Raw genomic sequence first — 26,082 nt, 5'->3', positions numbered from 1 at the left:
CGGCCCGAACCCCACCCATCCTGTTCGATACAGACAGAAGGAGGAGCCATGTCGCAGGCGACAGTGAAGACCCGTGTCGAACGACGCGCTCCCTGGACCGGCCGGCTGCTGCTCGCGCCTGCGTTCATCGCGATCGCAATCATGGCGATCTACCCGCTGGTGTACATCATCGCGGCATCCTTCTCGAAGTCGTCCCTCGGGCGGCCCTTCAGTGCATGGGTGGGATTCGAGAATTTCAGCGAACTGCTGGGGGACGGGGTCACCCTCCCGTCCCTCGGCCGGTCGCTCGTCTTCGCCGTCCCCTCGGCCCTGCTCGCGCTCATCGTCGGGCTCGTGGTCGCGCTGTCTCTGGATGCCGCGGTGAAGGGCGGGCGCGTCATCCGGGTCCTGCTCCTGCTGCCTCTCATGACTCCGCCTGTCATGGCGGGCGTGATCTGGAAGCTCATGCTGGCCCCGACCGGCGGCCTGCTCAACAACGTCGGACAGGTGATCGCGCCCGGCTCAGAGCCGTTCCTGTTCCTCGGCTCCAGCCCTGCGGCCATCATCTCCGTCATCCTCGTCGATGCCTGGCAATGGGCGCCGTTCTGCGTACTGCTCGTCTTCGCCGCGCTGCAGACGCTGCCGACCGAGGTGTACGAAGCCTCGCAGGTGGACGGGGCGGGGGTCTGGCAGACCTTCTGGCGCATCACGTTCCCCCTCGTTCTTCCGAGCCTCCTCACCGTGCTCCTGCTGAAGCTCGTCGTGTCCTTCAAGGTCTTCGACCTCGTCTTCATCATGACGAGCGGCGGACCAGGCTTCGACACCACCGTCAGCAGCTATCAGATCTACCGCACCGGCCTGCAGACGTTCGATGTCGGCGCCGCCGCGGCCCAGACGATCGCGTTCCTCGTGCTCGTCACCCTCGTGATCCTGCCCCTCAATGCGATGCGGCAGCGCCTGCACCGGGAAGGCTGACCCATGTCCCTCATCGTTCGAGACACAGAAGCGTCGACCGACAGCGCGACGCGCACGCTGACCGTGCCGCGCCGCCGTCGTGCGGCGAAGGTCCGCGCTTCCAGCACGTCTCGCCCCGGGCGGCCTTCGGGCACGATCACGGCGGTGAAGTGGCTGGTCATCTCTGCGGCGATCGTGCTGTCGCTGCTTCCGATCCTCTACATGATCGGGATGTCGTTCAAGAGCCCGGACGACATCCTGTCGACGCGCATCCTGCCGTCGCGTCTCGCTTTCGAGAACTGGGCGTCAGCGTTCCAGAACTTCCCGATTCTCACCTACCTGCGCAATTCCGTGGGGTCGGCGCTCATCGCGGTGCTCGTCGCGCTGCTGGTGGCGGTCCCCGCGAATTACGCGATCGCACGCCTTCGCGCCGGTGGCAAGCAGGCCCTCGGCACTCTCGTGTCGGCGTACATCGCGCCGCCGGTGGTGGCGATCGTCCCCCTGTTCGTCCTGGTGCGCACCGTGGGGCTCATGGACTCGGTGATCGGGCTGGGGATCGTCGAAGGCCTGCTGCTCACGCCGGTCGCGGTCTGGCTGCTCGACGGCTTCTTCCGTGCCATTCCCTTCGAGATCGACGAGGCGGCCCAGATCGACGGATGCGGTCCGTTCCGCACGCTCTGGTCCGTGATCCTGCCGCTCACGGCACCGGGCATCGTCGCCGTGTCCATCATCGTGTTCATCCTCGTCTACAACGACTTCCTGATCCCACTGCTGCTCACGCAGAGCGTGGACTCGCAGACGCTCCCGGTCGGCATCTCGCTGATGCAGGGCGGGCGCGAGGTGGTGTTCGGTCAGATGGCGGCAGCGAGTCTCGCCGGTCTCATTCCGATCTACCTCCTGGCGATGTTCCTGCAGAAGTGGCTGGTGGGCGGGCTCACCCAAGGCAGCGTCAAGTAGGCCCACCCGGCCTCAGCGCTCGATCAGCCCGCGCAGCTCCCGGTTGTCGGCGGTGCCCGAGAACTCCACGATGCGGCCGTTGGCGATGCGGAGCATCGAGAACTCGGCGACGTTCACGTGACGGCGGGTGGGCGCCAGCGCCCCGAGCGGGCCGAGATGGGTGCCGCCGGCGCGGGTGTGGGAGGCGAGGCGGTCGTCTTCGACGATGAGCTGGATGCGGCGCCACTGCCAGTCGGGGAAGGCCTGGAAGAGCTCGGCCATGTCCTCGATCCACGCCTCGACGCCCCCGGGGAGATGCGCCCGGCGTACAGCCGGATCGACGAACGCCCGGATCGCCGGCAGGTCGTGCCGGTTGCAGGCCTCGAGGTACGCGGCGTGCCACTCGCGCATCTCCCAGGACTCCACACCCCCATTCTCGGTGCCGACCATGGCCCGGCGGCGCCCGGCGCCGACCCGCGGCATCCCTCCTCTTGCGCCCGTGACGCGCACGCCTCTACGGTTCCGATCACACGGAGCCGCGCGAAGACGGGAGCGACATGGCCGCGAAGACGCCGAAGGCACTCGACGAGCTCACGCGGACGCTGCTCGATCGGATCGAGGCGCACCTCCCGGCGGGCGACCTCCGCGAGGCCGCGATGTTCGGCACCCACGCGGTGATGGTCGACGAGGTGATGGTGATCGCCGTCCGCAAGGATCACAGCCTCCTCGTGCGGGTGGACGCCGACGACGATGCCGCCCTCGTGGCCCGGCCCGAAGCATCCCGTCCCGACATGGGACCGCGCCGGTCGATGGGCGTCGGGTGGATCCAGGTGGACGCCGCGTCCCTCGACGACGACGGCGTGCTCGACTTCTGGGTCGGCCAGGCCCGCCGCCGGTTCGAGCGTCACGGACCCGGCACGCAGCCGACGGCCTGACGCGGACGCGCGTCACCTCAGGTAGGAGGCCCCGTTCGCGTCGAGCACGGCGCCGGAGCACCAGCGCGCCTCGGGCGAGGCGAGCCATTCGACCGCGGCGGCGATCTCGTCGGGCGTGCCGACGCGTCCCCACGGGCTCTGCGCGCGGATGTCCTGCCCGCGGGCGCCCGACAGCGTCTCGGCCTGACGCTCGGTCGCGATGAACCCGGGCGCGACCGAGGTCACCGAGATGCCGTGCGGCGCGAGCGAGACGGCGAGCGACTGCCCCATGGCGTGCAGCGCCGCCTTCGTCGCGCCGTAGGCCGGGTACTCCGGCTCCCCGCGGTAGGCGCCGCGCGAACCGACGTTGACGATCGCGCCCGACGCGCCGCGGGCGATGAGGTGACCTGCGACGGCGTGCGCCAGAGCCGCCGGCCCGATGAGGTTCACCTGCGTCATCTCGTGCCACGCGGCATCCCAGTCCTGATCGGATGCTTCGCCGGCGACGTGCCGGTTCGTCGCGGTCGGCGCGACCCCGGCGTTGCAGACCAGCACGTCCACCGATCCCAGCGCCGCGATCGCGTCCTGGACGAGCCGGCGGCAGACGGCGGGATCACCCAGGTCGGCACCGAGGGCGACGTGGCCGCTCCCGGGGAGCGCGGCGACCAGCGCCTCGGCGTCATCCCGCGACGAGCCGTAGTGCACGGCGACCCGGTCGCCTGCGTCTGCGAAGCGCCGGGCGACCGCGGCCCCGATGCCGCGGGCCGCGCCCGTGACCAGGACGCCCCTCACGCGGACCGCCTGCCGGAACCCCGAGCCGCCCGCACGACGAGACGCGACGTCGTCACGAGACGGCCGTGGTGATGAGCTCGGTGATCTTCTCCTCCACCGCCGGCGTCCAGGCGCGCACGGCGAATCCGATCGGCCACAGGTCGCCGTCGTCGAGCGCGGCGCTGTCCTGGAAGCCGATGGTGGAGTAGCGCGTCTTGAACTTCGCCGACGACTGGAAGAACACGACGACCTTGCCGTTCGCGTCGGCGTAGCCCGGCATGCCGTAGTACGTCTTCGGGACCAGGGCGGGCGCGGCATCCGTCACCACCGCGTGCAGGCCCTCGGCCAGCACCTTGTCGTCGGCCTCGAGCTCGTCGATGGCCTTGCGGACCGAGGCGAGTCCCGCTTCGCGGTTCTTGCCGGCCTTCTCCTGCTCGCGCAGCTCCTTCGCGCGCTGCTTGACGGCGTCGCGCTCGTCCTGGCTGAGTCCGTCCGATGCGCCCTTGGCGGCCATCATTCCTCCCGAGTGTCGCGGCCGATCCGTTCGGCCCCTCCCACACGCTAGGCCCGCAGCCCTTCCGCCGCTTCTCCGATCCTGACCGGTCGCGTGCCCCCGCCCCGATGCGCCGCCCGCGCAGGGCCGCGAAGCCGCCCTCACAGGAGACGGATAGCCTGTCGGAGCGGCGGAACGGACGCCGCGCACCGAGGAGGATCCATGTCGCACACCCTCGACTTCGACGCGGTCGGCATCGACGCGCTCCGTGCCGGGGGCGGCATGAAGTGGTCGCTTTTCCCTGACAAGATCGGCGCCTTCGTGGCCGAGATGGACTTCGGCACGGCGCCGGCCATCACCGCCGCGCTGCACGCCGCCATCGACGCGGGAGCGCTCGGCTACCTGCCGTCGGCGCTGGCCGCGGAGATGTCCGCCGCCACGGCCGCGTGGCACCGCGACCGGTACGGCTGGACCGTCGATCCCGCCCACATCCACCCGATCGCCGACGTCATCAAGGGTCTCGAGGTCGCGATCGAGCACTACAGCGCGCCGGGCACCGCCGTCATCCTCCCGACCCCGTCGTACATGCCGTTCCTCACCGTGCCGCTGACGATGGGCCGCGAGATCATCCAGGTGCCGCTCGTCGAGGGCGAGCACGGCTCCACGCTCGACCTCGACGGCATCGACCGCGCCTTCGCCTCCGGCGCCGGCATGATGATCCTCTGCAACCCCTACAACCCGGTGGGTCGCGTCTTCACCCGCGACGAGCTGACGGCACTGTCGCTCGTCGTGGAGCGGCACGGCGGCCGTGTCTTCTCCGACGAGATCCACGCGCCGCTGGTCTACGCCGGCTCCGCGCACGTGCCCTACGCGTCGGTGTCGCCCACGACGGCGGCGCACACGGTCACCGCGACCTCGGCCTCGAAGGCCTGGAACCTGCCCGGCCTCAAGACCGCGCAGCTGATCATCAGCAACCCCGACGACGCCGCCGTGTGGGAGCGCATCGGCCCGATGGCCTCCCACGGCGCCAGCACGCTCGGCGTCATCGCCAACACCGTCGCCTACGCCGAGGGCGGCGCCTGGCTCGACGGTGTGATCGACTACCTCGACGGCAACCGGCGCTTCCTCGGTGAGGCGCTCGCCGCCGAGCTCCCCGGCATGGGCTACCGGGCCCCGCAGGGCACCTACATCAGCTGGCTCGACGCGCGAGGACTGGGATTGGATGCCGCGCCCGCCGCCTTCTTCCGCGACCACGCCGGCGTCGCACTCACCGAGGGCAGCGACTGCGGACCGGCCGGCACGGGCTTCCTGCGCTTCGTCTTCGCCACGCCCCGGCCGATCATCGCGCGCGCGGTCGAGCAGATGGGCGCGGCGTACCGCGGGCGGGCTCAGCAGCGGGCATCGCTTCAGCAGTAGGAACGGTGCACGTGCCAGGAGTCCTGGGCGCGGAAGACGTCGAAGACGAACGACGCGCCCTCGACGTCCGTCGCCTGGAACCGCCAGCCGTAGAGCCCGCGCCGCGGGGCCGCGCCGGAGGCCCAGACCGACTCGCGCAGACGCGTCGGCACGTCGGTCACCGTCCATCGCCGCCCCGCGAAGAACATCCTGCTGGGGATGTCGCCGGTCATCCATATCGTGACCTCATGATCGATTCTCGCGGTGTCCATGGGAGCCTAGGGTAGAACAAAGTTTCGACAAGCGCGAGAGCGTCGGTGGCCGGGGAAGGATGCGGAACCGTCGTGGGGACCAACCGGAGGTACGCCGATCACGTCGATCGGCAGATGGACGAGCGGGTCCTCGAACGCATCGCCCGCTCCGGCGCACTTCAGACCCTCTCCGACCTCGAGCTGCAGCTCGACGCCGAGCTGTTCACCCGTGATCCGCGTCCACGCCCCGTCACAGCGTGGGTGCGCTTCGGCGAGACTCCCGTGCAGGTGCGCGCCGACGCGTGCGCGTGGACGCCGCACGCCGTCGGCATCCGCTTCGTCATCGGCGGTCGGGAGTTCAAGACCTGGGTGTGGGCCTCGGCGGTGCGCGCGGCCGACCAGGGGCGACGGCCCGCGACGTGACCGCGATGCGACCGGCGCCGGTTCGGGACGACGGATGCCGCGTCGCTCCGTAGTCTGGCGTGAGTCGCATCGCACCCGAGGAGCAGGACATGACCCGACTGGACCTCGTCCCCGCGCTCAGCGCGCCCGAGCTTCTCGCCGTGCCCGTGCGCGAGGCGCTCGCCGCGCTCGATCCGTCGCTCGCCGACCGCATCCGCGTGGCGCCCATCGACCCGGCGCTCGCCGACACCGCCGCGTTCTGCGCCGCCTACGACATGGCCCTCGCGGCCTCGGCCAACTGCCTGGTCGTCGCCGGACGTCGCGGCGAGACCACGACCTCCGCCGCCTGCGTGGTCCTGGCCACGACGCGCGCCGACGTCAACGGCGTCGTGCGCAAGCTCCTCGACGCCCGGCGCGCGAGCTTCGCGGCGATGGACGACGCGGTCGCCGCGACGGGCATGGAGTACGGGGGCATCACCCCGCTCGGGCTGCCCGCGTCGTGGCGGATTCTGATGGATGTGCGCGTGGCCGAGCTGGAGGAGGCGATCATCGGCTCCGGATTGCGCGCCTCCAAGATCGCCCTGCCGGGCGCGGTGCTCGCGGCCCTGCCCGGTGTCGAGCTCATCGACGGGCTGGCCCGTGATCCGGAGCCGACCGGCTGAACCGGCCACCGGGGCCGAGACGGAACCTGAACGCCTCCCCGGAGCCGGGCACAGCCGACGATCTAGAATGGGGTCATCCCCCGTTCTCTCTTCGGATGACGCCGCCCGTTCTCTCTTTGGATCCGTCGTGACCTCTGCCACACCCGCCCGCGCCTTCGAGCTGCGCCATGTCCAGCTCGCCCGCGCGATGTTCGCGGCGATCGCGGCGGTCATGATCACCTTCTCGCCCGACCACTCCGCGGGCATCGGCCTGTCGGTGTTCAGCGGCTTCGCCATCGCGACGGGCCTCATCTTCGGCCTCGCCGCCTGGCTCGTCCTCCGCGCCGGGCAGCGGTGGGTCGGCGTCACGATGGGCATCGTCTCCCTGCTCGCCGGAATGGTCGGCGGCATCACCACCGCTCGCTCCACCACGCTCTTCTTCGTCGTGGTGATCGTGTGGGCGCTGGCGACCGGTCTCACCGAGACGGTCGCGGGTGCACGCGCCCTCCGCGCCGCGGCGCCGGGCGTCTCGGCCGAGCGCGCGGCCGCCCGCGACGCGCTCACCGTGGGGGTCATCACGCTCGTCTTCGGAGCGGCCCTGCTGTTCGTGCCCACGCAGTACGCGCTGCAGTACTACATCGCCGAGGCGGACCGGAGCTTCACGCTCACCGGCATCACCATCGGCGTCGGCGTGCTCGGCGGCTACGCGGCCATCGTCGCGGTGTACCTGGCGATCGCCGGGTTCTCCCCGCGGCGCGACGCCGACGCCGTCACCACAGACGGATCGTCCGCGGTCGCGCAGGCCGCAGCATCCACCTCGACGAGTCGTGCGTCCGCCGACCTCCGGACGACCGAAGAGGCGCCGGGAGGCACCGCATGACCGACAAGCCCACCCGCCGCGATCTCATGAAGCCCGTGCAGCTGCTCGGGCTCGCCTTCGGGGCCGCCCTCTTCGCCGGGATCGTCACGCTCATCTCGATGGGGTTCTTCCAGCAGCGGCAGGACGGGCAATCCGGGCATGCCCTGCTGGTGGGGCTCATCGTCGCGGGCATCACCTTCATCGTCGTGCTGGTGGGACTCGCGCTGATGCTCCTGGTCGTCGATCCGGCGCAGGTGACCAAGCAGGTCGACCGCCCGGTGCTGTACGACAGCGACCGTCATGCGCAGGATGACACGACTCCGGATGCCTCGGCCTCCGGTGAGGGCCCCGCGCCGCGTCGCTGAACCCGAAGCATCCGACTCTGCGTCACCTCGCGTTCATCCGGGCGTGATTGAACGGAGTCGATGGCTTCGTTCCGCTCGTCCCGCCTCCCCGTCGCGCTGCTGCTGAGCGCCGGCGTCGTTGCGGGCACCGCCGCCGCCGCCCGCGTCGTGCTCGCCCGCCAGGCGGCGCACGCGCGTCGGCTCATCGGCAAGCCGCTGGGGGAGGATGCGCCGAGCGCCGACCGTGTCTACAAGCGCAAGCGCGGCGATGCCGTCCGGCTGGTGCTGCTCGGCGACTCCATCGCCGCCGGACTCGGTGCGGTGCAGCCGTCCGAGACGCTCGGCGCGCGGCTGGCGAAGGGCATCAGCCGGGCGACCGGACGCGCGGTCGAGCTGCGCACGGTCGCCGTCGTCGGCGCAGAGTCCTCCATGCTCGCGGAGCAGCTCACCCGTCTGCCCGCGGCGGACGTCGGCGACGTCGCGGTGATCGTGGTCGGCGGCAACGACGTGACGCACCGCGTGCCGGTCGAGGTCTCCGTGCGTCACCTCGGCGACGCCGTCCGCGAGCTGCAGCGGCGAGGGGCCGTCGTGGTGGTGGGAACGTGTCCTGACCTCGGCGCCCTGCGCCCGGTGCCGCAGCCGCTGCGCGCGCTCGGGGGCCGGGCGTCGCGTCAGCTTGCCGCCGCTCAGCGCACCGCCGCGGTCGCGCTCGGGGCGTACGCGGTCGACCTGGCCGCGGTGGTCGGGCCGTTCTTCATCACCAACCCCGACGAGATGTTCAGTCTCGACCGGTTCCACCCGTCGGCGCTCGGCTACCGACGCACCGCGACGGCGATCGTGCCGTCCGTGCTGCGCGCGCTGGGCGTGCACGACCGCGCCGCATTCGGCCACCACGCGCCGCAGAGCTGACGTGCGCAGCCGGCAGCGTCAGCTTTCGTCGTGGCGCAGGTCGACCAGCTGCGAGGCGAGACCGGTGTAGGTACGCGGGGTGAGGGCGAGCAGACGCTCGCGTGCAGCATCCCCGATGTCGAGGCCCTTCACGAAGGCGGCCATGTCGTCCGCACCCACCCGGCGGCCCCGCGTGAGGTCCTTCAGCAGCGCGTAGGGGTCGCTGATCTGCGAGCGGCCGGCGGCGATCTCGGCGCGCACGACCGTCTGGATCGCCTCGGCGAGCACCTCCTGGTTCGCCTCCAGGTCGGCGTCGAGCACCGGCTGCGCCAGCGAGATCTCGCCGAGACCGCGCTGGAGGTTGTCGAGTGCCAGCAGCGAGTGCCCGAGGGCGACGCCGATGTTGCGCTGCGTGGTCGAGTCGGTGAGGTCGCGCTGCAGGCGGCTGGTGACGAGCGTGCCGGCCAGGGTCGCCAGCAGGCCGCCCGAGATCTCGAGGTTCGCCTCGGCGTTCTCGAATCGGATCGGGTTGATCTTGTGGGGCATCGTCGACGAGCCGGTGGCCCCGGCCACGGGGATCTGCGTGAAGTACGCGAGCGAGATGTAGGTCCAGATGTCCGTCGCGAGGTTGTGCAGGATGCCGCCGGCGTGCCGGATGCGGTCGTACAGCTCGACCTGCCAGTCGTGCGACTCGATCTGCGTCGTCAGCGGGTTGAAGCCGATGCCGAGGCCCTCGATGAACGCGCGGCTCAGCTCGGGCCAGTCGACGTCGGGCTCGGCGGCGACGTGCGCGGACCAGGTGCCGGTGGCGCCGGAGAACTTCGCGAGGAAGTCGGTGCCGCGCACCTGCGCCGCGACGCGCTCGAGCCGCCACGCGAACACCGCGAGCTCCTTGCCCATCGTGGTCGGAGTGGCCGGCTGGCCGTGCGTGCGGGCGAGCATCGGCGCATCGCGGTGCTGCTCGGCGAGCTCGCGGAGGGTCGCGATGACCTGCTCGAGCCGGGGCAGCCAGACCTCCAGCACCGCACGGCGGACGGTCAGGGCGTAGGAGGCGGAGTTGACGTCCTCGCTCGTGCAGGCGAAGTGCGTGAGCTCGGCGATCCCGTCGAGTCCGAGCTCGGTGAGGCGGTCGCGCACGAGGTATTCGACGGCCTTCACGTCGTGCCGGGTGACGGCCTCCTTGTCGGCCAGCCAGTCGATCTCGGCCTGACCGAAGTCGAGGTACAGGGCGCGCAGCCGCGCCTTGCCCTCCTCCGACAGCGGCGAGGTGCCGAAGAGGGCGCGGTCGGTCAGGACGATGAGCCACTCGACCTCGACCTCGACACGGGCGCGGTTCAGCCCGGCCTCCGACAGGTGGTCCGTCAGGCCGGCGACCTGTGCGCGGTAGCGCCCGTCGAGGGGGCTGAGGGGCTGAGGGGGGAGAGCGGGCACGGATCTGCCGTCCTGTCACTGCGGGGTGGTGGAAGGCCCTGTCGGAGCCGACGGGCGGATCGCCGGCTCGAGCTGATGGAACAGCGACCTGCCTGCGGCCTCGATCATACCGAGGACCTCATCGAACATTCCGGGCCCGGCATAGTACGGATCGGGCACGTCGAGCGTGCCCGCGCTGCGGTCGAACGACAGTAGGAGGGCGATCTTGCCGGTGTCGGCCTCCGAGCGCGCCCAGCCGTGCAGGATCCGCTCGTGGCTGCGATCGAGGGCCACGACGAGGTCGTTGCGCACGAAGTCGTCGTGCGAGAACTGACGGCCGCGGTGTCGGCGGCCGTCGTACCCGCGCCGCTGCAGCGCGGCGAGGGTGCGGTGGTCGGCAGGCTCGCCGACATGGAAGTCCGCCGTGCCGGCGCTGGAGGAGCCGACCCGATCCCCCAGACCCGCCTCGCGGGCCAGCTGCCGGAACACGATGTCGGCCATCGGCGACCGGCAGATGTTGCCGGTGCAGACGAAGACGACGCGGAACGGCTCCTGGGCGCTCGCGGTCACCCTGCCATCATGGCGTGCCCGTGCGCTCCTGCACAGGATGGGGATCCCGCTAGATTCCCCCGAATGCGGGGGAGGGGACACGGATGCTGCGCCCCGGCCGGCCACGATCGGATCATGCCGCTCGACCCGCCCTGCACCGCGGATGACGCCGCCGACCTCGCCCTGGCGCGGTCGCGGCTGGAGGAGGTGGTAGCGCGGCTCGCCGATGCGGCCGCGAGCGCGACGCGGCTCTGCGAGCTGACCGCGTGGAGCACCCCGGCGCAGCGGCGGTTCCGCGACGCCGTCAGTGCGTGGCGCAGCGACGTCGGGAGCGTCGAGGCGATCGCCGCAGCCGTGGGCGACGACCTCTGGTGGGCGCAGCTGCGTCGCGTGGTGGGTGGCGTGTGCTGAGCGTGCAGCGCGCGTCGCGATGCCGGTGCGTGCGGGGTGGGCCGCGTGTGATGGGCGGGTGCCGCGCCACCGACGCGTGGCGCATGGCGGGCGGCGGGTTCCGTGGGTGACGGCGACCTCGACATCCGCGGCGGCGGGGCGGTGTCGGTCGACAGCGAGACGCTGCGCGTGGCGGCGGACGGGTTCGGCGTGCTCGGCCGCGAGCTCGACGACATCGCCGCCGTGGCCGGCTCGGCCGGAGCGCTCGTGGGGCGGCTTCCCCGCGAGGAGTGGCACCTGAGCGCCCGCATCGCCGACCTCGTCGTGCGCATCCACGCCGAGCGCACGCGGGCCGAGGGGTTCGACGCCGAGCTCCGCCATGCTGCGGCCGTGTACGACCTCGTGGAGCTGCAGGCGCAGCGCGCCCTGGCCGCCGCGGGCGGCGACGAGGTCGCCGCGGCCCGATGGGACGCCGCCATCGCCGCGCTCGAGCGCCGGCACCCTGGCGCCCTCCTGTCGGCACGGGCGGCGGTGATGGCCGCCGAGGCGGGGTGGCCGCTCGACCTCGCGAAGCAGTCGGCCACCGGAACCTGGTGGCTGCCGTTCGGGGGTGCGCTCCTCTCGGGCGCGGGCGCCTACAGCGCCTGGCAGACGGTCCGGCGCATCGGCGGAGGGACGATCCCGTCCGGCGAGCGCCTGACGGCCATGCCGGCCGCGGTGCAGGTGCGACCCCTCGCCCCGACGCGCCGCACGAGCGCGCCGGCCACGCTGGCGCAGGCTGCGGAGCGCATCCCCGGCGGAGGGGAGTCACGCATCCGGGTCGAGAAGTACACGATGCCCGACGGCTCGCGGCAGTTCGCCCTCTACGTCGCGGGCACGCAGGCGCCGGCCGGGTTCGGCGGCGACGACCCCTTCGACGAGCTGTCCAACGTCCAGCTCTACGCCGGGGTCTCCTCCGCCTCCTACCAGGCGACGCTCGAGGCGCTGCGGCAGGCCGGGGCGCAGCCCGGGGACGTGCTGCACGACTTCGGGCACTCGCAGGGAGCGATGATCACCGCGCACGTCGCGCTCGAGGCCGGGTACGACGCCCGCACGCACGTGACGTTCGGCTCGCCGGTCGAGGCCGACGTGGGCGGCGGCACGCTCAGCGTCGCGGTGGCGCACACCGACGACCCGGTCGCGGCTCTGCAGGGCGGAGGCCACCGCGAGGCGGTCGGCGCGCCCGGGAGCTTCGTCGCCCGGCGCGAGGCGGATCCAGCCGGCGGAGTCCGCGATCTGGGGCTCCCCGCCCACGGCATGGACGGCTACGTGCAGACCGCCGGCATGCTCGACCGCTCGGGCGATCCCCGCATGGACGGCGTCCGTGCGGTCTTCGACGAGCTCGGCACCGCGACGAGCGTGCAGGTGACGGAGTACTCCGCCGCGCGCGTGCTGCCCGTGCCGGCCGCGCCGCACCCGCAGCCCGGGCCTGCGCCGCTCAGTCCCGCTTCTTCTCCGGGCGCAGGATGAGGCCGAACACCCAGTTGATCAGCGAGATGATGATCGCCGCGACCACGCCCCACCAGAAGTCCTCGACCCGCAGGCCCCAGCTCCAGAACGAGGTGATCCACGCCGTCAGCCAGAGGAGGAACGCGTTGATGACCAGCCCGATGAGGCCGAGCGTCAGGACGTACAGCGGGAACGCCAGCACCTTGATGACCGTGCCGATGATCGAGTTGACGAGGGCGAAGATCACCGCCACCAGCAGCAGCGTCAGCACGAGCTGCAGCGTGTCTCCGGGCGGGAAGGCGATGACCCGCACCTGCAGCGCGGGGATCAGGGTGACGACCCAGATCGCGAAGGCGTTGATGACGACGCGGATGAGGAAGCGCATGGCCACATGATCCCACGGGCCGCCGCGGCGCACACCGTGCCCTCTCGTCTCCGGCGCACCCGCGCTCCTAGACTCGGACGGGTGACAGACGAACAGGGCCCCCGCCCCGCCCCCGTCCGCATCCGCCCCGAGATCGCGGCGCTGCCGCCCTATCGCCAGGGCAAGCAGGCCGGCGCCGACGCGTTCAAGCTCTCCAGCAACGAGAACCCGTTCGATCCGCTTCCCGGGGTCGTCGAGGCGCTGCGGGCCACGGTCGCGGTCAACCGATACCCGGATGCCACGGCCTCCCGTCTGCGCCACCGTCTCGCCACGCGATTCGGCGTCGACCCCGACGGCGTGCACATCGGCGCCGGCAGCGTGTCGATCCTGGCGCAGCTCATGCTCGCCGTCTCCGGTCCCGGCGACGAGATCGTCTACGCGTGGAGATCGTTCGAGGCCTACCCCGGACTCGTCCTCATCGCGGGCGCCACCCCCGTCGAGGTGCCGCTCACCGAGGACGCGCGCCACGACCTGCCGGCGATGGCCGCGGCCGTGACCGACCGCACGCGCGCGGTCATCGTGTGCAGCCCGAACAACCCGACCGGCACCGCGGTGACGCACGACGAGTTCGAGCAGTTCGTGGCATCCGTCCCGAAGGACGTCCTGATCATCCTCGACGAGGCCTACGCGGAGTTCGTCACCGCGCCGGGCTCCGTCGACGGCATGAGGGTGCTCGGCGTCTCGCGCCACCCGAACGTCGTCGCCCTCCGCACGTTCTCGAAGGCGTTCGGGCTCGCCGGACTCCGGGTCGGCTACGCCATCGGCGACTCCCGCATCCTCGACGCCGCGCGCAGCACGAGCATCCCGCTGTCGGTCACCGCGCAGGCCGAGGAGGCGGCGCTGGCGAGCCTTGCCGCCGAGTCCGAACTGCTGGAGCGGGTGCGCCACATCTCCGCCCGGCGCGACGCGCTCGCCGCAGGGCTCCGCCAGGCCGGCTGGCGCGTCCCCGACGCGCAGGGCAACTTCGTCTGGCTGCCGACCGGCGCCGACACCCTGGCCGCCGCCGCGGCCTTCGAAGAGGAGGGCCTCATCGTCCGACCCTTCGCGGGCGAGGGCATGCGCATCTCGGTAGGCGAGGAGGAGTCTGTCGAGAAGGTCCTACGGATCGCGGCATCCGTTGTCCAGACCCTCCCAGAAGCCCACGCGGGTCGGGCGTTAGCGTAGGACCGTGACTCCGTCCGAAGATCCCGCGCTCGTGCGCGTGCTGGCGGCCGACGGGTCGCTGGCCCACACGGCCGCCGCCGAGCCGTACCTCCCGATCATCGAGGCGCTCAGCGACGCCGACCTCGAGCGCTTCTACCGCGACATGGCCGTCATCCGCGCCTTCGACCAGCAGGCGACGAACCTCCAGCGGCAGGGGCAGCTGGCCCTCTGGCCGCCGAGCTTCGGCCAGGAGGCCGCGCAGGTCGGATCGGCCCGCGCCGCCCGCCCGCAGGACCACCTCTTCCCCTCCTACCGCGAGCACGTCGTCGCGCGCATCCGCGGGGTCGACATGCTCGACATCATCCGCGTCATGCGCGGCCTGACCCACGGCGGGTGGAACCCCTTCGACCCGAAGAACGGCAACACGCACCTCTACACGCTGGTGCTCGGCGCACAGACGCTGCACGCCACGGGCCTCGCCATGAGCATGGCGTTCGACGGCCGATGCGGCACGGGCGACCCCGAGCGCGACGAAGCCGTCATCGTCTACTACGGCGACGGCGCCTCGAGCCAGGGCGACGTGCACGAGGCGATGGTGTTCGCCGCGAGCTACCGCACGCCCGAGGTGTTCTTCCTGCAGAACAACCAGTGGGCCATCTCGGTGCCCGTCTCGACGCAGTCGCGCACACCGCTCTACCGCCGCGGCGAGGGGATCGGCATCCCGAGCATCCAGGTCGACGGCAACGACGTGCTCGCCAGCTACGCCGTCTCGCGCGTCGCCCTCGACGAGGCGCGCGCCGGCGAGGGCCCGCGCGCGATCGAGGCGATGACCTACCGGATGGGTGCTCACACCACGAGCGACGACCCGACGAAGTACCGCACCGCCGAGGAGGAGCAGTCCTGGGCGCTGCGGGATCCGATCGAGCGGATGCGCCTCTTCCTGCGCGGACGCGGCGCCTCCGACGCGTTCTTCGCCGACGTCGAGGCCGAGGGCCGGGCGCTCGCCGACGACGTCCGCGTGCGCACCGTCGCCCTCGAGACCCTGCAGACGGCCCAGATCTTCGACAACGTCTACGCCTCCCCGCATCCGCTCGTCGACGAGGAGCGCGCGTGGCTGGCCCGGTACGAGGCATCCTTCGAGGAGGGCGCATCATGACGCTCGAGACGACCGACATGACGGATGCCGCGGCCCCCGCTCCCATCACGCTGCCGATCAGCCGCGCGCTGAACGCCGGCATGCGCCGCGCGATGGAGGAGTCCGACCGCGTGCTCCTCATGGGCGAGGACATCGGCCGCCTCGGCGGCGTGTTCCGCGTCACCGAGGGTCTGCAGGCCGACTTCGGCGAGAGACGGGTGATCGACACGCCCCTCGCGGAGTCCGCGATCGTGGGCACCGCGATCGGCCTCGCCATGGGCGGCTTCCGCCCCGTCTGCGAGATCCAGTTCGACGGCTTCGTGTTCCCCGCCTTCGACCAGATCACCGCGCAGCTCGCCAAGCTGACGTACCGCCACGAAGGTGCGCTCCAGCTGCCCGTCGTGATCCGCATCCCGTACGGCGGGCACATCGGCGCGGTGGAGCATCACCAGGAGAGCCCGGAGACGTACTTCACCCACACCCCCGGACTGCGCGTGGTGAGCCCGTCGACCGCGAACGACGCGTACTGGATGATGCAGCAGGCCATCGCCTCGCCCGATCCGGTCATCTTCCTCGAGCCCAAGAGCCGCTACTGGGTCAAGGGAGAAGTGGATGTCGCGGCCCCCGCGCTCCCGCTGCACGCGAGTCGCATCGTCCGCCGCGGCACCGACGTCACCCTCGTCGCGCACGGCGCGATGGTCGCCACCGCTCTCCAGGCCGCGGCGCTCGCGGAATCGGAGGGCACGAGCGTCGAGGTCATCGATCTGCGGTCGCTGTCGCCGGTGGACTACGGGCCCATCCTCGACTCGGTCCGCCGCACCGGTCGTATGGTCTACGCGCAGGAGGCCCCCGGATTCGTGTCGCTCGGAAGCGAGATCAGCGCCACCGTCATGGAGCGGGCGTTCTACTCGCTCGAGGCGCCGGTGCTGCGCGTGTCCGGCTTCAACACCCCGTTCCCGCCCGCGAAGCTCGAAGGCGTCTACCTGCCCGACGCCGACCGCATCCTCGAAGCCGTCGACCGCGCGCTGGCCTACTGATCCGCCCCGCCAGCCCATGACCGCCCCCACCCCCGCGACCCCCACCCCCGCGGCCCGCACCCCCGCGACCCCCACCCCCGCGAAACTGCACCTGAGCGGCGAGACTGTGGGTAAGCCCCTCAGTCTCGTCCGCCTGTTGCAGTCTCGCGGTCGGGGGTCAGCTCGAAAGGACATCGGATGAGCACCCAGACGTTCCGCCTGCCGGATGTCGGCGAGGGCCTGACCGAGGCCGAGATCGTGACGTGGCGCGTCGCGCCCGGTGACACCGTCGCCGTCAACGACGTCGTCGTCGAGATCGAGACGGCGAAGTCGCTCGTCGAGCTGCCGTCCCCGTTCGAAGGCGTCGTCGGCGAGCTGCTGGCGTCGGAGGGCGACACCGTCGAGGTCGGCTCGCCAATCATCACGATCGCAGCCGAGGGGGCGTCGCCGGCTGTCGCGCCGGAGGCCGCGGAGCCCGCCGCCGACGCGAGCGGCTCGGTGCTCGTCGGCTACGGCAGCACGGGCACCGTGAATTCGCGCAGGCGGAAGCCGGCGGAGCGGCCGGCTGCAGCATCCGGTGGTGTCATCGCGAAGCCGCCGATCCGCAAGCTGGCGCGTGATCTCGGCGTGGACCTCGGGACGGTCGTGCCCAGCGGCGCCGCCGGCGAGGTCACGCGCGACGACGTCGTGAAGCAGGCGTCGCAGGCGTCGGTGTTCCGCAACATCGAGACGCCGGAGTGGAATGCCGTGCGCGAGGAGACGATCCCCGTCGCCCGCCCCGCCGCCCCGCCGGCGGATGATCGCGAGGAGTCGATCCCGGTCCGCGGCGTGCGCAAGGCCACGGCCTCGGCGATGACCTCGAGCGCCTACACGGCCCCGCACGTCTCGGTGTGGGTCGACGTCGACGCGTCGCGCACGATGGAGCTCGTCAAGCGGCTCAAGGCCTCGCCCGACTTCGCCGACACCAAGGTCTCGCCGCTGCTGATCATGGCGCGGGCGGTCATCTGGGCGGTGCGGCGGACGCCGATGGTGAACGCGGCGTGGATCGAGACCGGCGAGGGCGCGCAGATCCGCGTGCGCCATTACGTGAACCTGGGCATCGCCGCCGCGACGCCCCGCGGCCTCCTCGTGCCGAACATCAAGGACGCGCAGGAGCTGAACACCCGCGACCTCGCCCGCGCCCTCGAGAAGCTCACGCTGACGGCGCGCGAGGGCAAGACGACCCCCGCCGATCAGCAGGGCGGCACGATCACGATCACGAACATCGGCGTCTTCGGCGTCGATGCCGGAACCCCGATCATCAACCCGGGCGAGGTCGGCATCATCGCGCTGGGCGCGATCCGCCAGAAGCCGTGGGTCGTCGACGGCGAAGTGCGCCCCCGCTGGGTCACGACGGTCTCGGGCTCGTTCGACCACCGCGTCGTGGACGGCGACGGCGTCTCGCGCTTCGTCGCGGACGTCGCCTCGATCCTGGAGGAGCCGGCGCTGCTGCTCGACTGAGCAGGCCGGCGGGCGCACGTATCGGCCCGCCTCGGTCGGTGGCGCGGGCGGGGCGGTTGTCGTCCGCGGGTAGCATCGCCCGCATGGCTTTCCGCGGACTCCACCCCGACGCGCCGGCGTTCTTCCACGAGCTCGAGGCGCACAACACCAAGGAGTGGTGGGCGGCGAATCACGACCGCTACGTCGAGCACGTGCGCGGCCCGTTCGAGGAGCTCGCGGCCGAGCTCGAGCCCGAGTTCGGCGACGTGAAGATCTTCCGTCCGAACCGCGACGTCCGCTTCAGCAAGGACAAGTCGCCTTACAAGACGCACATCGGCATGGTCTCGCTGGCCCCGGTCGCCCACTACCTGCAGCTCAGCGCCGGCGGGCTCCTCCTCGGCGGAGGCGTCTACGACGTGCCGCCCGCGGGCCTGGCCCGATTCCGCGAGATCGTCGACCATCCGCGTCTGTCGCGCGAGCTCGACGAGGTGCTGGCGCAGATGGATGCCGCGAACCTCACGCCAATGACGGCCGACGCCGTCCGCACCGCGCCGCGCGGCTACCCGATCGACCACCCCCGCATCGACCTGCTGCGCCTCCGGCGCCTCGCCGTCGGGGCCGAGGAGGAGCTCGCCGACTGGATGTGGGGCATCGACGCCCTCGACATCATCAGCGACACGTGGCGCTCCGTCTCGATCTGGTGCACCTGGGTCGCCGAGAACCTGGGCGACCTGATCATCCATCCGGAGTCCGCCCACGGTCGTTGACCGTGCGTGACCCGGATGCCGCGGCATCCGCTCCTGTCGATGCTCGAACTCGCGCGGGCCCGGGCGAAGACCACCATCGCGTGGCCAACTTGAGAACGATTATCAGTAGCGGTTAGAGTGGGCGCATGTTCACCCGACGTGCTCTCGCCACCGCGGCCTTGGGGGCCGCATCCGTCCTCGCTCTCGCCGGCTGCGCAGGGGCCGCGGGGTCAGCCTCCACGGGAGGCTCCGACGTCGTGCGGATCGTCGCTTCGACCAACGTCTACGGGCAGATCGCCCAGGAGATCGGCGGAGACGCCGTCGAGGTCACGTCGCTCGTCACGTCCGGCGCCCAGGACCCCCACTCCTACGAGGCCACCGCCCAGGACCAGCTCGCCCTGTCGCGTGCCGACCTCGTCATCGAGAACGGCGCCGGCTACGACGCCTTCGTCGAGGCGCTGCTCGAGGCGGCCGGCACCTCCGTTCCGACGATCACCGCGGTCGAGTACTCCCACTCCTTCCCCGGCAACGAGGGCCACGATGACGACGCGACGGCCACTCCCACCCCCGACACCAGCGGCGAAGCCGAAGCCGAAGCCGACGGCCACGACCACGCCGAGGGCGACGGACATGACCACATCGAGGGCTTCAACGAGCACGTCTGGTACGACCCGCACACCGTGGAGCACGTCGCCGAGGCGATCGCCGACGAGCTCTCGACCATCGCGCCGGAGCACGCCGACGACTTCGCGGCCAACGCCGCCGCCTTCGTGGACGGCATCGCGGGGCTCGAGTCGTCGCTGGCCGACATCGCCGCGAAGGATGCCGGAGCAGGCGTCTTCGTCACCGAACCCGTTCCGGTCTATCTGATGGATGCCGCCGAGCTGACCGATGTCACGCCGCCCGAGTTCAGCGAGTCGGTGGAGGAGGGGCAGGACGTGCCCCCGTCCACCCTGCTGGAGTCGCTCGACCTCATCGACGGCGGCACGGTGCGCGTGCTGATCGCCAACGCGCAGACCGGCGGTGGCGAGACGACGCAGGTCATCGATGCCGCGAAGGCCAAGGACATCCCCGTGCTCGAGTTCACCGAGACGCTCCCGGAGGGGGACACTTATCTGCAGTGGATGCAGAAGAACATCGAGGATCTGGCCGGAGCGCTCGGCGAGTGACGCCCGACCTCGATTCACCGACGTCGCCGCTCCGCATCTCCGGGGCGGCGCTTCGGCGTGGCGGCCGGGAGCTCTGGGCCGACCTCGACCTCGTCGTGCATCCCGGCGAGCTCATCGCCGTGCTCGGTCCCAGCGGATCGGGCAAGACCACCCTGCTGCGCGCCATCCTCGGCCTCGAACGCCTCAGCGCGGGCTCGATCGAGGCGCTCGGTCAGCCCGTCAGGGCCGCCGGCAACCGGCGCATCGGCTACATCCCGCAGCAGCGCCCGCTGCCGCGGGACACCTCGCTGCGCGCGCGCGACCTCGTCGGACTCGGGGTCGACGGGCACCGCTTCGGATTCCCGTTCCCGCGTCGCGGCGACCGCGCGCGCATCGACCGGCTGCTCGAGGCGGTCGGCGCGACGGACTTCGCCGACCGGCCCGTCGGGCTGCTGTCGGGCGGCGAGCAGCAGCGGCTCCGCACGGGTCAGGCGCTCGCCGACGACCCGCGACTGCTGCTGTGCGACGAACCGCTGACGAGCCTCGACCTGGCCAACCAGCAGGCCGTGGTCGCGCTCATCGACCGCCACCGCCGCGAGACCGGCGCCGGGGTGCTGCTCGTCACGCACGACATCAACCCGGTGCTCGACAAAGTCGACCGCATCCTCTATCTCGCCAACGGCCGATTCACACTCGGCACCCCCGAGGAGGTGCTCGACTCGGCGGTGCTCAGCGACCTCTACGGCGCGCCCGTCTTCGTGCTGCGTGCGGGCGACCGGCTGGTGGTCGTCGGCGCACCGGATGCCGAGGCGTCCCATCACCACCATCACGACGAGGAGCACCCGGCGTGAACTGGGATGACGTCTACGCCGCGATGTTCGGCGGGCTGCCCGACTACGGCGACATCCTCGCGCTAGTCGCGAACTCCGTCGTCGCGGGCGCCGTGCTCGGGCTCGTCGGGGGACTGATCGGCGTCTTCGTGCTGCAGCGCGACATGGCCTTCGCCGTGCACGGCATCAGCGAGCTGTCCTTCGCCGGCGCGGCCGCCGCCCTCCTCCTGGGGGCGGATGTCGTCACCGGCTCCATCGTCGGATCGGTGCTGGCCGCCGCGCTCATCGGCTGGCTCGGCGCCCGCGCACGGGACCGCAACTCGATCATCGGCGTGCTCATGCCCTTCGGGCTGGGGCTCGGCATCCTGTTCCTCTCGCTCTACCCCGGACGCAGCGCCAACCGCTTCAGCCTGCTGACCGGCCAGATCGTCTCCGTGCAGTCCAGCCAGCTGAACTGGCTCATCGCGATCAGCGCGTTCGTGCTGATCGGCATCCTGGTGATCTGGCGCCCGCTGCGCTTCGACTCGCTCGACCCGCAGTCGGCCGCGGCCCGCGGTGTGCCCACCACCCTGGTCTCGCTCGCGTTCATGCTGCTGCTGGGACTCATCGTGGCGGTGAGCGTCCACATCATCGGCGCGCTGCTCGTGATGGCGCTCGTGGTGACGCCGGCCGCTGCGGCGATGCGGATCGCCTCCGGCCCGCTGTCGGTGCCGCTGCTCGCGACGGTCTTCGGATTCGTCTCCGCCGTCGGCGGGATCCTGCTGGCGATCATGGGCACGCTGCCGGTGAGCCCGTACATCACCACGATCTCGTTCGGCATCTACCTGGTGTGCCGGCTGGCCGGACGCAGCCGCTCGCGGGTCAGCCGCGACGCCTGACCGCACACCCGCGTCTCGGTCGGGCGACCCGGCCCGTTCACAGACCCCGTCGCTAGGATTCTCCGCATGGTTCAGCGCAACACGTGGCAGCGCGAGCGGGTGCGCGAGGCGCTGGCCGACTCGCGCGGCTTCGTCAGCGCGCAGTCGCTCCACGCCGCCCTGCGCGAGGACAACACCGGCATCGGCCTGGCCACGGTCTACCGCACCCTCGCGGGACTCGCCGCCCAGGGCGAGGCCGACTCGCTGCAGAGCCCCGACGGCGAGAGTCTCTACCGCGCCTGCGCCAGTCCCGGCCATCACCACCACCTCATCTGCCGCTCGTGCGGGCTGACGGTCGAGATCGCCGCCACCGACGTCGAGCAGTGGGCCCACCGCACCGCCGCGACGCACGGCTTCACCGAGGCTGAGCACGTGGTCGACATCTTCGGTCTGTGCAGCGCGTGCACGCAGGCCCGGGTCGGCGAGCGTGACGCGGGTTAGTCCGCCGGCGACCCGCCCCGCGCGCACGCGATCCGGCGCGCCGCTGGTGGCGCTCGCCATCGGCGCGGCGGTGGTCGTCGCGCTCTTCGTGATCGACGCCGTCGCCCCGCAGCTGTTCGCCGCGTCGCTGCCCACACGCGCGCAGGACGGCCTCACCCTCGCCATCAGCGTGCTCATCGAGTCGCTGCCGTTCGTCGCGCTCGGCGTCGTGCTGTCGATCATCGTCCAGGTGTGGGTGCCGCCGGGGGCGATCGAGAGATGGATGCCGCGGCGCGCGTGGGCGCGACGTGCGGTGCTGTCGCTCCTGGGCATGATCGTGCCGGTCTGCGAGTGCGGCAACGTCCCGTTCGCGCGCGGGCTGCTCATCCGCGGCTTCACGGTGCCCGAGACGCTGACCTTCCTCGTAGCGGCGCCGATCGTGAACCCGATCGTGATCATCACGACGCACCAGGCTTTCGGCTTCTCCGACGGCATCCTCATCGCGCGCCTCGTCGGCGGCTACCTGATCGCGAACCTCATCGGCTGGCTGTACAGCCGGCATCCCGATCCCGACGGCCTGCTCACCGAGCGCTTCATCGAGACGTGCGAGATCGCCGCCGAAGAGGAGGGCGGACGAGGGCGCCGGAGCATCGCGCAGTTCGTCGTCGAGCTGCGGGCGGTCATGCCGGCGCTCATCATCGGCTCCGCGCTCGCGGGTGCGGTGCAGGTCATCGTGCCGCGGAACGCGCTGCTCGCGATCGGCTCGAACCCGACGCTGTCGATCGTCGCGATGATGATCCTCGCGATGGTGGTGGCGATCTGCTCGAACGTCGACTCGTTCTTCGCCCTGTCGTTCGCCTCGACCTTCACTCCGGGCTCGATCGTGGCGTTCCTGCTGGTCGGTCCGCTCGTCGACGTGAAGATGCTGGCGCTCATGCGCACCACCTTCACGACGCGCACGCTCTCAGGGCTCGTCGTCATCGTCGTGCTCGCGGCCTTCGCCATCGGATCGGCGGTGAATCTCCTTGCGTGAGTACGGTTTCGCGGGCACGCGCTGGCTGGGCGTGGGGCTCGCCGCCATCCTCTCGGTCGTCACCCTGGGCCTCGCCGTCACCGGACGGCTGGGGCTGTACATCAACCCCGAGTCCAGCTGGTTCGCCATCGGGATGGCCGTGCTGGTGCTGATCGGCACGGTGGTCAGCTTCGTGCTGCCGCTCGGCGCCGAGGCGGACCACGGTCACGACCACGGCTCGACCGTCTCCCGCGCGACCCGCGCCGGCGCGCACGCCCCCACACACGCCGATCACGCCGCGCACGACCATGACCACGCCGCGCACGACCATGACCACGCCGCGCACGACCACGACGCGCGCGACCGCACCCGCACCGACGACCACGCCGGCCACAGCCACACCGTCGGTCCGCTCGGCACCGTCGCGACGGTCGTCGGCGGCGTGCTCGCCTCGACGGTGGCCGTCTCGATCCTCGTCCTGCCGCCGGCATCCCTCTCGGCGGAGCTGGCGATCTCCCGCGACGTCGGGGCGCCCCCGCTCTTCGCCGGCCAGGACGTCGTCGCCCTCGCGTCCACCGGCGACACCGCGCAGTTCGGCATCGGCGACTGGGCGGCCGTCTTCGCCACGGCGACCAACCCCGACGCGTTCGACGGCGACGCGATCACGCTGACGGGCTTCGTCACGCCGGGCGCCTCCGACGGGTTCCAGCTGACGCGTCTCGTCATCACGCACTGCGTGATCGACGCCCAGCCCGCCAGCCTGCCGGTGGAGGCGACCGGCAGCATCCCCGACACCGGCGGCTGGGTCACGGTGACGGGCACCGTGCGCTCGAACTCCGACGGCGCCCTGCAGATCGACGCGCAGTCGGTGCAGGCGGTCGAGGAGCCCAAGGACCCGTATGAGTACTGACGGCTCCCGCCGTTCGCGACGCGACGCCGGCGCGCAACCGAGCGGCCGTCGCAGTCCCGGGCGGCGCAGCGACGACTCGTCGAGCCGGCGCTCGATGACCCGCCGACGCCGGGGTCGCGCGTTCCTCGGCGGCTTCGCGGTCGTCGTGGGCGCGCTGGCCCTCGTCGGCGTCGTCGGCGCGGCCGCCGGAACGGCGCAGGGCCCCCGGGCCACCGACGTGCAGGTCGACCCGGCGGCGGCGGTCGCGGCATCCGGGTCGCGGCTCATCGTCACCACCACCCAGTCCCTCGAGGAGGTCGATCCGTCGCAGGTGAGCGTGAGCCCGTCGACGCCGTTCACGATCGACACATCGGGGCGCAACGTCGGGATCCGCTTCACGCTGCCGCTCTTCGACGACACCGAGTACACCGTCACGATCGACCGCCTCGTGGGGGTGGGCGGCGGACCTCCGTCGACGGTGACCGAGACGTTCCGCACGCCGCCGATCGACCTCTACCTGCTGCGGCGCGGGGAGTCGGGCGACCAGATCTTCCGCACCGACGTCGGGGGCGACAGCGCGGTCCCTGTCTTCACCGACGACCACATCGAGGACTACCGTGCCACCTCCAGCCACCTCGTGGTCTCGGTGCGCACCCCCGAAGACCGCGCCGAGCTCATCGTCACCGACCTCGACGGGCAGAACGCGCGCACCCTCACGCTGCCCGGCAACGGATACGTCACCAACCTGCAGAGCGCCGACCGCGGTGAGCTCATCGGCTACACCTACTCCGACAAGGCCCTCAGCGCCGGGAGCGGTCGCGAGAGCGCGCTCTACACCGCGTCCCTCAAACCGGATGCCGCGCAGGACGACCCCACACCGGTCACCGTCTCGGGCGATGACCCCCGGGTGGCGGAGTGGCGGTTCGTGCCCGACACCGACAGCATCCTGCTGCTCACCTTCGACGGCCGGCTCAGCCTCACCTCGTCCAGCGGCGGCGACCCGGTCGCACTCGGCACCGCGCTCACCATCGACGGCATCGCGCGCGGCTCGTCCCACGCGGTCGTCGACCGCCCCGACGGACTGACCGAGGTCGACCTCACCGACGGCACCGAGTCGCCGCTCGTCGCACCCGACCAGGACCTCGGTCGCATCGCCTCGGTGACGCCGCTGCCGGGCGAGGGCGCGGGAACGCTCCGCACCTTCTCGCAGGTGGAGGACAACACCCGCGTGCTCGGCTCGACCATCGTCCACGTGACCCAGGACGGCACGGCCACCCCGCTGCTGGAGGTGCCCGCGACCGACGCCGTGATCGAGACGTGCGCGTCGCCGAGCGGACGCTACGCCGCCGTGCTCAGCGCGCCCGACGTCGTCGCCAACCGCTACGACACCTACCAGCTGCCGCTCCCGGCGAACCTCGAGACGCGCATCATCGACATCACCGCGACCGACCCCGACGACGCGGTCGTCTCGACGCTGACCGGCTTCGACGCGTCCTGGTGCCAGGTACCGCCGAAGTGAGCGTCGCGCAGACCCGCGCGGCCACGCGCGCCGAGCTGGCGGCCCTCCCGCTGGAGGTCGCGCCGCGGCTCCTCGGCGGCACCCTGCACACGGAGGTCGACGGCGAGGCCGTCAGCGTGCGGCTCACCGAGGTCGAGGCGTACCACGGGCAGGGCACCGGACCCACGGCCGACCCCGGCTCGCATGCGCGCATGGGTCCCACCGCCCGCAACGCCACGATGTGGGGCGAGCCCGGCCATCTCTACGTGTACCTGAGCCACGGCATCCACTCGTGCGTCAACGTGGTGTGCGGACCCGACGGCGTCGCCGGCGGAGTCCTCCTCCGCGCCGGAGAGGTCGTCGAGGGGACGGATGCTGCGGCTCGCCGCCGCCGGGCGGCCACGCGTTCCCGCGATCTCGCGCGCGGACCCGGACGCCTCGGGCAGGCGGTCGGGCTGCGGCATCCCGTCCACGACGGCATCGACGCGATCACGGGCGCTCCGCTCCATGGCGCAGTCGCGCGGCTGGAGCTGGCGGTCGCGCCGGTCGTCGGGTACGCGTCGGGGCCGCGTGTCGGAGTCGCGGGGGTGGCGGGCACGGCCGCGTTCCCGTGGCGGTTCTGGATCCAGGGCGACCCGACGGTATCGGCGTTCCGCTGGGGACGCGGCGCGGGACCGCTCGTGGGGGAGTGAGCGCACCGGTGCGGGCGGGCACAAGGCGACACGCCGTCGCGTGCTAGACTGACTCCTTGTCCGCGCGCA

At 71.8% G+C, this 26,082-nt stretch carries 31 protein-coding genes; 24 read left to right on the top strand and 7 right to left on the bottom strand.

The features are described from left to right. Nucleotides 1-48: 48 nt before the first annotated feature. Together CVS47_RS16215 and CVS47_RS16210 are read left to right on the top strand one after the other, a co-directional pair. Nucleotides 49-954 (top strand): carbohydrate ABC transporter permease, encoded by a 906-nt coding sequence (locus tag CVS47_RS16215; protein WP_127097016.1) that lies wholly within the window; start codon nt 49-51, stop codon nt 952-954. Nucleotides 955-957: 3 nt separating this feature from the next. Beyond that, nucleotides 958-1,890, top strand: coding sequence for a carbohydrate ABC transporter permease (locus CVS47_RS16210; protein ID WP_127097015.1), 933 nt, complete (start codon nt 958-960; stop codon nt 1,888-1,890). Between the two features lie 12 nt (nt 1,891-1,902). On the opposite strand, the gene CVS47_RS16205 is transcribed toward CVS47_RS16210, so the two are convergent. Further along, on the bottom strand, nt 1,903-2,295 hold the full coding sequence (locus tag CVS47_RS16205) for an ester cyclase (RefSeq protein WP_127097014.1): 393 nt from the start codon (nt 2,293-2,295) through the stop codon (nt 1,903-1,905). 131 nt (nt 2,296-2,426) lie between these two features. Between CVS47_RS16205 and CVS47_RS16200 the strand changes: the two genes are divergently transcribed. Next, on the top strand, nt 2,427-2,804 hold the full coding sequence (locus CVS47_RS16200) for a TfoX/Sxy family protein (protein WP_127097013.1): 378 nt from the start codon (nt 2,427-2,429) through the stop codon (nt 2,802-2,804). A 12-nt stretch (nt 2,805-2,816) separates the two neighbouring features. Here the strand turns inward: CVS47_RS16200 and CVS47_RS16195 are convergent, their stop codons facing one another. Next, nucleotides 2,817-3,575, bottom strand: a complete 759-nt coding sequence (locus tag CVS47_RS16195) for an SDR family NAD(P)-dependent oxidoreductase (RefSeq protein WP_127097012.1) — start codon at nt 3,573-3,575, stop codon at nt 2,817-2,819. A gap of 52 nt (nt 3,576-3,627) precedes the next feature. Next, nucleotides 3,628-4,071, bottom strand: coding sequence for an iron chaperone (locus tag CVS47_RS16190; RefSeq protein WP_338142375.1), 444 nt, complete (start codon nt 4,069-4,071; stop codon nt 3,628-3,630). Between the two features lie 198 nt (nt 4,072-4,269). Here CVS47_RS16190 and CVS47_RS16185 point away from each other — a divergent pair, with 198 nt between their 5' ends. Then, nucleotides 4,270-5,463 carry a MalY/PatB family protein gene (locus CVS47_RS16185; protein WP_127097011.1) on the top strand — a complete coding sequence of 398 codons (1,194 nt, stop codon included), beginning with the start codon at nt 4,270-4,272 and terminating at the stop codon, nt 5,461-5,463. Here CVS47_RS16185 and CVS47_RS16180 read toward each other — a convergent pair. Further along, the gene (locus CVS47_RS16180) at nt 5,454-5,714 is read right to left on the bottom strand and encodes a hypothetical protein (protein ID WP_127097010.1); all 261 of its coding nucleotides are present in this window, start codon (nt 5,712-5,714) and stop codon (nt 5,454-5,456) included. The genes CVS47_RS16185 and CVS47_RS16180 overlap by 10 nt on opposite strands. A gap of 114 nt (nt 5,715-5,828) precedes the next feature. Between CVS47_RS16180 and CVS47_RS16175 the strand changes: the two genes are divergently transcribed. The 5 genes from CVS47_RS16175 (at nt 5,829) to CVS47_RS16155 (ending at nt 8,848) form a co-directional block, all read left to right on the top strand. Next, nucleotides 5,829-6,116: a hypothetical protein gene (locus CVS47_RS16175; RefSeq protein ID WP_241240206.1), complete on the top strand. Its 288-nt coding sequence runs from the start codon at nt 5,829-5,831 to the stop codon at nt 6,114-6,116. An 89-nt stretch (nt 6,117-6,205) separates the two neighbouring features. Further along, nucleotides 6,206-6,757: a YbaK/EbsC family protein gene (locus CVS47_RS16170; RefSeq protein WP_127097008.1), complete on the top strand. Its 552-nt coding sequence runs from the start codon at nt 6,206-6,208 to the stop codon at nt 6,755-6,757. Nucleotides 6,758-6,884: 127 nt separating this feature from the next. Beyond that, on the top strand, nt 6,885-7,616 hold the full coding sequence (locus CVS47_RS16165) for an acyl-CoA synthetase (RefSeq protein ID WP_241240205.1): 732 nt from the start codon (nt 6,885-6,887) through the stop codon (nt 7,614-7,616). Continuing rightward, nucleotides 7,613-7,960, top strand: coding sequence for an amino acid transporter (locus CVS47_RS16160; protein ID WP_127097007.1), 348 nt, complete (start codon nt 7,613-7,615; stop codon nt 7,958-7,960). The genes CVS47_RS16165 and CVS47_RS16160 overlap by 4 nt, the downstream gene beginning before the upstream one ends. Before the next feature lie 60 nt (nt 7,961-8,020). Next, nucleotides 8,021-8,848, top strand: coding sequence for an SGNH/GDSL hydrolase family protein (locus tag CVS47_RS16155; RefSeq protein ID WP_127097006.1), 828 nt, complete (start codon nt 8,021-8,023; stop codon nt 8,846-8,848). Nucleotides 8,849-8,866: 18 nt separating this feature from the next. Here CVS47_RS16155 and purB read toward each other — a convergent pair whose 3' ends face one another. Then, a complete protein-coding gene (purB, locus tag CVS47_RS16150) occupies nt 8,867-10,258 on the bottom strand; it encodes an adenylosuccinate lyase (protein ID WP_127097005.1) in 1,392 nt (463 codons plus the stop codon). Nucleotides 10,259-10,273: 15 nt separating this feature from the next. After that, nucleotides 10,274-10,807, bottom strand: a complete 534-nt coding sequence (locus CVS47_RS16970; protein ID WP_277600945.1) for a low molecular weight protein-tyrosine-phosphatase — start codon at nt 10,805-10,807, stop codon at nt 10,274-10,276. A gap of 114 nt (nt 10,808-10,921) precedes the next feature. On the opposite strand from CVS47_RS16970, the gene CVS47_RS16965 reads away from it, so the two are divergent. Beyond that, complete coding sequence (locus CVS47_RS16965; RefSeq protein ID WP_241240204.1) at nt 10,922-11,197, top strand: hypothetical protein; 276 nt, start codon at nt 10,922-10,924, stop codon at nt 11,195-11,197. Between the two features lie 102 nt (nt 11,198-11,299). Continuing rightward, on the top strand, nt 11,300-12,685 hold the full coding sequence (locus CVS47_RS16140; protein WP_241240203.1) for a hypothetical protein: 1,386 nt from the start codon (nt 11,300-11,302) through the stop codon (nt 12,683-12,685). Here the strand turns inward: CVS47_RS16140 and CVS47_RS16135 are convergent. Continuing rightward, complete coding sequence (locus CVS47_RS16135) at nt 12,654-13,049, bottom strand: phage holin family protein (RefSeq protein ID WP_127097002.1); 396 nt, start codon at nt 13,047-13,049, stop codon at nt 12,654-12,656. The two genes, CVS47_RS16140 and CVS47_RS16135, sit on opposite strands and share 32 nt — an antisense overlap. 81 nt (nt 13,050-13,130) lie before the next feature. Between CVS47_RS16135 and CVS47_RS16130 the strand changes: the two genes are divergently transcribed. From CVS47_RS16130 to CVS47_RS16065, 13 genes are all read left to right on the top strand, one after another. Beyond that, complete coding sequence (locus CVS47_RS16130; RefSeq protein WP_277600944.1) at nt 13,131-14,252, top strand: histidinol-phosphate transaminase; 1,122 nt, start codon at nt 13,131-13,133, stop codon at nt 14,250-14,252. A 4-nt stretch (nt 14,253-14,256) separates the two neighbouring features. Next, nucleotides 14,257-15,387 carry a thiamine pyrophosphate-dependent dehydrogenase E1 component subunit alpha gene (locus CVS47_RS16125; RefSeq protein WP_127097000.1) on the top strand — a complete coding sequence of 377 codons (1,131 nt, stop codon included), beginning with the start codon at nt 14,257-14,259 and terminating at the stop codon, nt 15,385-15,387. A gap of 17 nt (nt 15,388-15,404) precedes the next feature. Further along, nucleotides 15,405-16,403, top strand: a complete 999-nt coding sequence (locus CVS47_RS16120) for an alpha-ketoacid dehydrogenase subunit beta (protein WP_127097436.1) — start codon at nt 15,405-15,407, stop codon at nt 16,401-16,403. 177 nt (nt 16,404-16,580) lie between these two features. Beyond that, nucleotides 16,581-17,882: a dihydrolipoamide acetyltransferase family protein gene (locus CVS47_RS16110; RefSeq protein ID WP_127096999.1), complete on the top strand. Its 1,302-nt coding sequence runs from the start codon at nt 16,581-16,583 to the stop codon at nt 17,880-17,882. 83 nt (nt 17,883-17,965) lie between these two features. After that, entirely contained in the window at nt 17,966-18,628 is a 663-nt protein-coding gene (locus CVS47_RS16105; protein WP_127096998.1) for a TIGR02453 family protein, read from the top strand. Between the two features lie 125 nt (nt 18,629-18,753). Then, nucleotides 18,754-19,776, top strand: coding sequence for a metal ABC transporter solute-binding protein, Zn/Mn family (locus CVS47_RS16100; protein ID WP_127096997.1), 1,023 nt, complete (start codon nt 18,754-18,756; stop codon nt 19,774-19,776). Next, nucleotides 19,773-20,606, top strand: coding sequence for a metal ABC transporter ATP-binding protein (locus tag CVS47_RS16095; protein WP_127096996.1), 834 nt, complete (start codon nt 19,773-19,775; stop codon nt 20,604-20,606). The genes CVS47_RS16100 and CVS47_RS16095 overlap by 4 nt, the downstream gene beginning before the upstream one ends. Continuing rightward, complete coding sequence (locus CVS47_RS16090; protein ID WP_127096995.1) at nt 20,603-21,463, top strand: metal ABC transporter permease; 861 nt, start codon at nt 20,603-20,605, stop codon at nt 21,461-21,463. Before CVS47_RS16095 ends, CVS47_RS16090 begins: the two co-directional genes overlap by 4 nt. Nucleotides 21,464-21,529: 66 nt before the next feature. Further along, the gene (locus CVS47_RS16085) at nt 21,530-21,943 is read left to right on the top strand and encodes a Fur family transcriptional regulator (protein ID WP_127096994.1); all 414 of its coding nucleotides are present in this window, start codon (nt 21,530-21,532) and stop codon (nt 21,941-21,943) included. 43 nt (nt 21,944-21,986) lie between these two features. After that, the gene (locus CVS47_RS16080) at nt 21,987-22,955 is read left to right on the top strand and encodes a permease (RefSeq protein WP_241240368.1); all 969 of its coding nucleotides are present in this window, start codon (nt 21,987-21,989) and stop codon (nt 22,953-22,955) included. Further along, entirely contained in the window at nt 22,948-23,844 is an 897-nt protein-coding gene (locus tag CVS47_RS16075; RefSeq protein WP_127096992.1) for a TIGR03943 family putative permease subunit, read from the top strand. The genes CVS47_RS16080 and CVS47_RS16075 overlap by 8 nt, the downstream gene beginning before the upstream one ends. 94 nt (nt 23,845-23,938) lie before the next feature. After that, the gene (locus tag CVS47_RS16070) at nt 23,939-25,342 is read left to right on the top strand and encodes a hypothetical protein (protein ID WP_127096991.1); all 1,404 of its coding nucleotides are present in this window, start codon (nt 23,939-23,941) and stop codon (nt 25,340-25,342) included. After that, on the top strand, nt 25,321-26,013 hold the full coding sequence (locus CVS47_RS16065; RefSeq protein ID WP_378791178.1) for a DNA-3-methyladenine glycosylase: 693 nt from the start codon (nt 25,321-25,323) through the stop codon (nt 26,011-26,013). The genes CVS47_RS16070 and CVS47_RS16065 overlap by 22 nt, the downstream gene beginning before the upstream one ends. The last annotated feature ends 69 nt before the right edge of the window (nt 26,014-26,082 follow it).

Origin of the sequence: Microbacterium lemovicicum (assembly GCF_003991875.1) — a bacterium.
GTDB classification, from domain to species: Bacteria; Actinomycetota; Actinomycetes; order Actinomycetales; family Microbacteriaceae; genus Microbacterium; species Microbacterium lemovicicum.
The sequence above is the reverse complement of the archived record's forward strand: the minus strand, read 5'-3'. Positions and strand labels throughout refer to the sequence as shown.